This is a genomic window from Streptomyces phyllanthi (genome assembly GCF_009377205.1).
In the GTDB taxonomy this organism is placed as follows: Bacteria; Actinomycetota; Actinomycetes; order Streptomycetales; family Streptomycetaceae; genus Streptomyces; species Streptomyces phyllanthi.
The window spans coordinates 1-5530 of the sequence record NZ_VJZE01000548.1 but is presented as its reverse complement, the minus strand read 5'-3'; the positions used below and the strand labels follow the sequence as shown (position 1 = coordinate 5530).

Genomic DNA, 5530 nt, shown 5'->3' with positions numbered 1-5530 from the left:
GCCCACCTGTTACACCCACCTCGACAGCCCCGTCGGCCGGCTCCTCCTCACCGCCGACGGCTCCGGCGCCCTGACCTCGCTCTCCGTGCCCGGCCAGAAGGGCGGCCGTACCGTCCTGCCCGAGTGGCGGCACGACCCGGGGCCCTTCCGTGCGGCGAAGGAGCAGCTCGCCGCGTACTTCGCCGGGGAACTCAAGGAGTTCCGGCTGGAGTTGCGCGGCAGCGGTACCGAGTTCCGTGAACGGGTGTGGGCCGCGCTGGACGACGTGCCGTACGGGGCGACCGCGACGTACGGGGAGATCGCCGCGCGCGTGGGGGCGTCCCGTGCCGCCGTTCGGGCCGTCGGCGGCGCGATCGGCGCCAACCCCCTGCTCATCGTCCGCCCGTGCCACCGGATCATCGGCGCGGACGGCTCCCTCACGGGGTACGCGGGCGGCCTCGACCGCAAGCTCCGGCTTCTCACTCTGGAGGGCATGGAGGGCATGGAGGGCGCGGAGGGCATGGAGGGAATTAGCCCGTTCGAGTGATGTGTGTTGACCGGCTCTTGTCGCCCGATTGGGTCTGTGGGTCACTGAGAGTGTGAACCGGCGGGCTGCCCATCCCCGTGCCGGGGGAACGCGGGACAGGCAGCGCTTGCCGGTTTTTCCTTGCCCAGGGGATGGCGGCCGCCCGGTCTCTTCGTTCGCTCCGGGTCCGGCAGTGCTGACGGCGCCTGTTCGGTGACCCGGCCCTTCCCGCCGGCTTCTTGCAGTGTCCGACCAAACCATCAGCAAGGAGCAGTGCCATGCCCATTTCTCCCAACCAGGGTTCCACCGGCGGCGGGACGACGGTGACCATCACGGGCACGAACCTGTCCGGCACCACCGCGGTGAACTTCGGTTCGAAGTCGGCGACCAGCGTCACCCAGGTCTCGCCGACCCAGGTCACCGCCGTCTCCCCGTCGGGGACCGGAACGGTCGGGGTCACCCTGACCACTCCGGGCGGAACCAGCAACCCGGTGCCGTTCTTCTACGTGGGCGCCCCGTTCAAGTCCTCCCTCGGCGCGACCTCGGGGCCGCTGGCGGGCGGCAACACCATCTCCCTCAACGGCACCGGTCTGTCGACGGCGACGAGTGTGTCGTTCGGCGGGGTGACCGCCACGCCCACCGTGTCCTCCGACAGCTCGCTCACGGTCACCGTTCCGGCGGGGGCCGCGGCCGGGCCGGTGGGGGTGAGCGTGACCACCGCGGGTGGCACCAACAACGGTCTGACCTACACCTACGTCGACGTTCCCACGATCACGACGGTCGCCCCGACGTCGGGTCCGACGTCCGGGGGGACGGCGGTGACCATCACCGGTACCAACCTCGACAGCACGGACTCGGTCACCTTCGGCGGCAGCCCGGCCCCGTTCTCGGTGATCAACGCGACCACGCTGTCGGCGGTCACCCCGCCGGGAACGGCGGGCGCGGTCGACGTGGTGGTGACCAACCCCGCGGGGTCGGACACCGAGGTCGGCGCGTTCACCTACATCGCCGGTCCCGGCATCTGATCCCGGACGGTCTGGTATCCGGCTCAGCGGCCCGGTACCTGACCCCTCCGGACGCCCGCGCACAGCGCGAGGCGACGAACCCCCGTCCGGGCGGCAAGCCCCCCACCGCCCGGACGGGCCCAGCCGTGTGCGCGGGTGTGATCCGACCGGACGCGTCCCGGAGCGCAGGAGCACCACCGTGGCCGCCTACCCCGGCGGCGGTGACTTCGCCCCCTCCACCGGCACCGACACCCACACCGTCATCCAGCGGGGAGCGACCCCGTCCGTACATCCGCGGCCGGCAGCCCCCACCTGGGCGCCTGAGCGTTCGGCCGTACCGGCGCGACGGTCAGGTCCGGGCGGTCGCCCTTCGCCGTGATCAGCACCGAGTCGCCCCGCTTCAGGGCGACTCGCACGGCACCGTCACCGGCGGCCGAGTACCGCAGCGGCCGCCCCCGCCCGTCGCGCACGTCGATGGCGCCCCCGACACCATGCCGTACGACACAGGGGGCGCCCGCCTCGCTGGTCAGCCGGACCCAGCGGGTCGCCCCGCCCTCGCGTACCGCGGAGAGCAGAAAGGCGCCCTCCGTACGGAAGCCGTGCACGGTCAGGTCCGCCCAGGCGGCGGGCACGGCGGGGAAGACACGGATGACGCCTCCCCAGGACTGGCAGACCATGTCGTGCAGGGACTGGGCCGCCGACAGCGGGGTCTCGATGACCGGGCCCGTCTCCTTGTACATGGTGTTGGGCTGGACGAAGCGCGACATGAGCTGCCCCAGATAGCCCAGCGCGTCCTCGCCCTTGCCGAGCAGCGCGGAGACGGAGGCCGCGCCCGTGAAGGTGTAGCCCTGGAGCGCGCCCTCGAAGCCCACCCAGTGCGCCAGCGACCTCTCGATCAGGGCCCGTTCCTCGGGGGTGCGGCCCGTGACCTCGTACAGCGGGTACACGGCGAGGAGGTGCGAGTAGTGGCGGTGCGACTTCGCGAAGGGGATGTCCGCGCCGATCATGTAGCCGCCTGCGTCGGTCGGGTACGGCACCCGCCTGGCCAGCACCTCGCGCCAGCGCGGTGCCAGCTCGTCGTCGATGCCGAGGATCCCGGCGGACTCCAGGAGCGTACGGCAGCCCCAGGTCAGCAGCATCAGGTCGTAGTTGCAGTCGCGTGAGTTGCCCCCGTACTCGGGGGAGAAGGTCGCCGGCAGGTGCAGCTTGCCGTCCGGTCCGGGCTCCAGGAAGTGCAGGTAGTAGTTGACCGCCCTGCGCAGGAGCGGGAAGAGGACGTCCCTGAGGATCGACTCGTCCATCGTGTGGCGGTAGCTGAGCCAGACGTTGTGCAGGGCCCAGGTGAGGTTGCCGACCTCGGGGGTCGGCGGATCCTGGCCTGGGATACCGACGCCGTACCCCATGAGCGTGCTCGCCGCGCCGTTGACCAGCTGCGGGTCCGTGGTGCGCGGGATGCCCATCGAGTCGGCGCGGTACGGGGTGGGCACCTCCTTGACGAGGTTCTCCCGGAACTCGCCGAGCGCCCTCGTGATCGCGTCGAGTTCGAGGTGGTTGGAGCCGTGGATCAGCCAGTACTCCAGCTGCGCGTTGAGGTTCCACCAGGTGTTGGGCCACGGAGTGGACTCCAGCCAGGGCCCGCAGGTCGCCATCACGGGCGCGTCCCGGCGTGCGGCGGCCGCCGTCTTGTAGAGCTGGATCCAGTAGAAGCGCTGGATACGGGCGTCGGGCAGGGAGAGGAAGCTCTTGCGGTAGTAGGCGTTCCACCAGGCGCGATGCGTCAGGGCCAGCTGGTCGTACGGCAGTGAGGACGTCCTGCGGACGGTCCCGAGCGCCCGGTCGAGGGCCGTGCTCCGCGGATACGAGTGCGCCACATGGACGTACAGCGTCCGGCTCCGACCCCGCTCCCGCTCGCGCCACGCCGTCACATGCTGCCCGCCGGACAGCAGGGACTGTACGGCGGTGGAGACGCCGTTGCGCTCCCCGACCTCGGCGGGCGGGTTGCCCTGGTAGCCGTCGGGCAGCGGGCGGAACGCGGCGCGCGGGCTGATCGCCTCCGCCGGGTGGAACACCCACCGGAAGCCGCGCTCGCCCTCGCTGGGCGTGATCTCCACGGCGAGTACGGAACGGGAGGTGTGCACCAGGGCGCGGATCGTGAGCGTGCCCCGGTCCGTGGTGAGGGTGCCGGTGAGCTCGGCGTGGCGCAGCCGTAACCGCCAGTCCAGGCCCGTGATGCGGCCCACGGGTTCCAGCGTGAAGTGGCCGATCGGCAGCCGGGCGAGCCCGAAGAGCGAGCCGAACTCGGGGCGGTGGTCCTGGACCTCGGAGTGCTGCACGTTGAAGCGCACGGCCGGGAAGGTGCCGCCCCGGCCGCCGTCCCCGTCCTGGTCGCCGTCCTGGTCGCCGCCCGGTTCCGCGTAGATCCCGGAACCGAGGAAGCCGTTGCCGAGGAAGGGGCCCTCGTCCCAGGTCGTCGGCATCCGCTGCCAGACCAGGTCGGCGTCGTCGAGGACCGTACGCCAGGGGTCGGCGGGGGAAGGCGTGGCGGAGTGGGCGGGGCTCTCGGCGTTGTCGGCGGCCTCCGCACTGCCGGGCAGGGCTCCGGCGAGGAACGTCCCGCCGAGGGCGGATCCGGTGGCGAGAACGGTTCGTCTGGAGGGACTGGACATCGCGTCTCCCGGCGGCTCGTACGGCAAGGTTCGCAAGATTCACACGGCGATTCATCGGAGCTATCCCGCGAGGCAACGTAGAGAAGGTGCGGGATGCCGTCAACAAGTAGGGAGAGATCCGATGTGTAAGGGTGGGTGTGATCCAGTGGATTCCCTGGACCGGGATCGGGGGATCCGGCGGAACATCCGGGGATTCCGGCTGTTCAGCCCCAGACCACCGCGCACACCCAGGTGATCGTGACCAGCAGACAGGCGAACAGTTCCGCGAGCACGCTCCAGCCGCCCGACCGCATCGCGGTGCGCAGCGCCGCCCTGGCCTCGCGGTGCCGGCCGAGCCGGAGGCGTTCGGAGAGGTAGATGCCGCCCATGAAGCCGGGTATCGCGCCGATCACCGGTATCAGGAAGAAGCCGAGCAGGGCCCCCGCCCCCGCGTACACGGCCATGCGGGGGGTGGCCCCGCTCGCCTGCAGCCGCCGGGGCGGCAGTGCCCAGCGGACAGCCTGGGAGAGCAGCATGACCACGGTCGCGCCCACGAGGACGAACCACGCGAGCCCACTCTCGTCCTCCAGCGCCCACCACGCCACCGCGGCCCACACCAGCCAGGACCCCGGCACACCGGGCACCAGCACACCGCACAGGCCGAGCAGGAGCACCACCCCGACCAGCAGGAGACCCCAGGCGCCCATAAGCCCAGGGTGCTGGAGCGGCGCGCGAGATGCAGGTCGCGCGCTCCCGGGCCCGCGTGACAGGGCGCGACATCACAGTGAATCCCCGGGAATGTCGGTCGGACTCAGGCCCCGGCCCGGGTCGGCGCCCACGGTGATCCGGCCACTCGCGCGCCGCCGGGCGGTTCCCCTGTGGGGGGTGGGACCGTCCGGCGGTCCACCATGCGTGTGGCGATGGTGGCAGGGTGAGTCAATCGGCGTCCCGCGTACCGGAGTTCGACGCATCGTCCACCTGCCGTTCGGGGGTCAACCCCCTGGCCGGATTTTCCGTAAGCCCCGTTTTCATCCGGCTCCCGCGGTGGACAATTAGGGGCATGAGCGAGCAGGGGGAGAGGCCCACCGGTCACGAGGACGACTGGTGGGGGCAGCTGTACGACGACTCCACCGGGGACACGGGGCCCACGGCCGCGGCCGATTCCCTCGACGACCGCTTCGCCTCGGCGGCGGGCACGGTGGGGCAGGGGCCGGTGGACCGGGCGGAGACCCCGGCCGCCGACGCCCCGCCTCCGCCGGGGAGGCCTCCGGCGGTGCCGGGACAGCGCGGCGCGGCCGGGGGTGATGTCAGCCGTGGGGGGCCGCGCGGCGGACTGCCCGGCGACGCCTCCCGCCCCTCCGCCGCGGCGCACGACC

General features: G+C 72.0%; 4 protein-coding genes and 1 pseudogene. 3 read left to right on the top strand and 2 right to left on the bottom strand.

Translation table 11 applies throughout. The features are described from left to right. Window positions 1–526 (top strand): methylated-DNA--[protein]-cysteine S-methyltransferase (locus tag FNH04_RS40505; RefSeq protein WP_152791186.1); only part of this gene is annotated, 526 nt, incomplete at its 5' end. Between the two features lie 257 nt (window positions 527–783). After that, window positions 784–1530: an IPT/TIG domain-containing protein gene (locus tag FNH04_RS40500; RefSeq protein WP_152791185.1), complete on the top strand. Its 747-nt coding sequence runs from the start codon at window positions 784–786 to the stop codon at window positions 1528–1530. A gap of 239 nt (window positions 1531–1769) precedes the next feature. Here the strand turns inward: FNH04_RS40500 and FNH04_RS40495 are convergent, their stop codons facing one another. Together FNH04_RS40495 and FNH04_RS40490 are read right to left on the bottom strand one after the other, a co-directional pair. Further along, window positions 1770–4175: a glycosyl hydrolase family 95 catalytic domain-containing protein gene (locus FNH04_RS40495; protein ID WP_152791184.1), complete on the bottom strand. Its 2406-nt coding sequence runs from the start codon at window positions 4173–4175 to the stop codon at window positions 1770–1772. Window positions 4176–4378: 203 nt separating this feature from the next. After that, window positions 4379–4861, bottom strand: coding sequence for a DUF456 domain-containing protein (locus FNH04_RS40490; RefSeq protein ID WP_152791183.1), 483 nt, complete (start codon window positions 4859–4861; stop codon window positions 4379–4381). A 353-nt stretch (window positions 4862–5214) separates the two neighbouring features. On the opposite strand from FNH04_RS40490, the pseudogene FNH04_RS48260 reads away from it, so the two are divergent. Further along, window positions 5215–5530: pseudogene (locus FNH04_RS48260) on the top strand (protein phosphatase 2C domain-containing protein); the annotation flags it as partial.